Source organism: Bacillus sanguinis, from assembly GCF_018332475.1.
In the GTDB taxonomy this organism is placed as follows: Bacteria; Bacillota; Bacilli; order Bacillales; family Bacillaceae_G; genus Bacillus_A; species Bacillus_A sanguinis.
This window is the reverse complement of the sequence record NZ_BOQB01000074.1, coordinates 1-2,012: the sequence shown is the minus strand read 5'-3', so window position 1 is coordinate 2,012 and position 2,012 is coordinate 1. Positions and strand designations below refer to the sequence as shown.

Below are 2,012 nucleotides of genomic sequence, written 5' to 3'. Positions count from 1 at the left end.
CATACTTTCCACTCTCTTTCCCGTTTTAAATCTACATAAAAATATTAATATGAAATATAATGTGTATTCAACACATTTTTAAAAGAAATATAAAAAGTTCATTTTTGATTCATATTACAGACATAATATAAATCACTATCATTTTGTTCTTTCGACAAGTTATATTATACATGAATTCCTACGTTTATTACGAATTTTAGAAGCACATAGCACAATTTAACAAAAAAACTTTAACATTTCTATTAGAGTCTTTTTATTATCGCCAACACTGATTTCCATAATATTCCCATAATTACTTTCTATTGTTGTATAATAAAAATAGGAAAAGATTTGAAGGGAAAATGGGGGAGAATTATGACACATTCAAATGAGAAAAAAGTACATGGTCTTAAAGGGATAGGAGAAAAGCTAAACCCAACTATCTATCAAGTGAGATTCATGAAATTAGATGAACCAATTCAATTTGAGTCGTTTCCTGAATTAAAGGAATTAGGGGACTGGTTGAGCACTTCAACGCACATGTGGGCGTGCCACTCAACTATGTACAAGTACAACAAAGAAGAGTTTAAAAAGAGGTTTTTAGAAATTACAAACTTAACCGTTGATAATATACTAATATCTACTGGCGGTGTCGGATTTAACTTCATGTCACCGGGCTGGAGAGGTTCTCTCTAGAGTGCTCGAAGAGAATATTGTATATATTCTGCTGACGTTTTATAGAAAAATAGAACTAAAAGGATAAGTGCCAATATATAATCCCTTGCCTGTTGATGAGGGGGAACTATTTCTGTCTCAACTTCCTCTGTTTGAGATTCATCATTTAACTGTAAATTTTCTTTATAGTTAGCTTGTGAAATCAACGTAAATACAAGTGAAGCGAACTGTTTTGACACCTTACAAATTTTGTTCAATCTGAGTTAAATTAGAGCATTTGTTTTTTGGTGCTTATTTCGTCGTGTAATGAAAAAAACTCTATACAATTAGTATAGAGTTTTTTTACGCCGTTCTTGATACCGATGGTCGGGGTCGAACCGACACTCCCGAAGGAACACGATTTTGAGTCGTGCGCGTCTGCCAATTCCGCCACATCGGCACAAAAGAAAAGGCGGCAACCGGATTTGAACCGGTGATAAAGGTTTTGCAGACCTCTGCCTTACCACTTGGCTATGCCGCCATATGAAGTTTTATTGGAGCGGAAGACGGGATTCGAACCCGCGACCCCAACCTTGGCAAGGTTGTATTCTACCACTGAACTACTTCCGCAAAAATGGCTGGGCTAGCTGGATTCGAACCAGCGCATGACGGAGTCAAAGTCCGTTGCCTTACCGCTTGGCTATAGCCCATCGAATTCTTACTTAATTATATGTAAGTATCCATTAGATTATTTGTAATTTTTAAAATAAAAATGGGGCGACTGATGGGAATCGAACCCACGAATGCCGGAGCCACAATCCGGTGCGTTAACCACTTCGCCACAACCGCCATGTTGTGTAAATATATTTGGCAGGGGCAGTAGGAATCGAACCCACACTGGAGGTTTTGGAGACCTCAGTTCTACCTTTAAACTATGCCCCTATGTAAATGGTGGAGGGGGGCAGATTCGAACTGCCGAACCCGAAGGAGCGGATTTACAGTCCGCCGCGTTTAGCCACTTCGCTACCCCTCCGAAACTTACATGGTGCCGGCTAGAGGACTTGAACCCCCAACCTACTGATTACAAGTCAGTTGCTCTACCAATTGAGCTAAGCCGGCGTATATTATTAAGATAAATGGTGGCTCGGGACGGAATCGAACCGCCGACACGAGGATTTTCAGTCCTCTGCTCTACCGACTGAGCTACCGAGCCTTATTAAAATGGCGGTCCCGACCGGGGTCGAACCGGCGATCTCCTGCGTGACAGGCAGGCATGTTAACCACTACACCACGGGACCATTTGGTTGCGGGGACAGGATTTGAACCTGCGACCTTCGGGTTATGAGCCCGACGAGCTACCGTGCTGCTCCACCCCGCGA

1 protein-coding gene and 11 tRNA genes are annotated in these 2,012 nt (G+C 41.4%); 1 reads left to right on the top strand and 11 read right to left on the bottom strand.

Annotation, left to right across the window (positions count from 1 at the left end; genetic code table 11):
* Positions 1 to 354 precede the first annotated feature (354 nt).
* A complete protein-coding gene (locus tag KI369_RS10135; RefSeq protein ID WP_212955859.1) occupies positions 355 to 675 on the top strand; it encodes a DUF3884 family protein in 321 nt (106 codons plus the stop codon).
* A 336-nt stretch (positions 676 to 1,011) separates the two neighbouring features.
* Here KI369_RS10135 and KI369_RS10130 read toward each other — a convergent pair.
* The 11 genes from KI369_RS10130 to KI369_RS10080 all read right to left on the bottom strand — a co-directional run bounded on the left by KI369_RS10130 (position 1,012) and on the right by KI369_RS10080 (position 2,011).
* Positions 1,012 to 1,093, bottom strand: a tRNA-Leu gene (locus tag KI369_RS10130).
* A gap of 10 nt (positions 1,094 to 1,103) precedes the next feature.
* A tRNA-Cys gene (locus KI369_RS10125) sits at positions 1,104 to 1,174 on the bottom strand.
* Positions 1,175 to 1,188: 14 nt separating this feature from the next.
* Positions 1,189 to 1,263 (bottom strand) — tRNA-Gly (locus KI369_RS10120).
* 5 nt (positions 1,264 to 1,268) lie between these two features.
* Positions 1,269 to 1,343, bottom strand: a tRNA-Gln gene (locus tag KI369_RS10115).
* A 63-nt stretch (positions 1,344 to 1,406) separates the two neighbouring features.
* Positions 1,407 to 1,482 (bottom strand) — tRNA-His (locus tag KI369_RS10110).
* Positions 1,483 to 1,501: 19 nt separating this feature from the next.
* Positions 1,502 to 1,575: transfer RNA gene (locus KI369_RS10105), tRNA-Trp, on the bottom strand.
* 7 nt (positions 1,576 to 1,582) lie between these two features.
* A tRNA-Tyr gene (locus KI369_RS10100) sits at positions 1,583 to 1,666 on the bottom strand.
* A gap of 10 nt (positions 1,667 to 1,676) precedes the next feature.
* Positions 1,677 to 1,752, bottom strand: a tRNA-Thr gene (locus KI369_RS10095).
* Between the two features lie 18 nt (positions 1,753 to 1,770).
* Positions 1,771 to 1,846, bottom strand: a tRNA-Phe gene (locus tag KI369_RS10090).
* A 9-nt stretch (positions 1,847 to 1,855) separates the two neighbouring features.
* Positions 1,856 to 1,931: transfer RNA gene (locus KI369_RS10085), tRNA-Asp, on the bottom strand.
* A gap of 3 nt (positions 1,932 to 1,934) precedes the next feature.
* Positions 1,935 to 2,011 (bottom strand) — tRNA-Met (locus KI369_RS10080).
* Position 2,012: the final 1 nt, after the last annotated feature.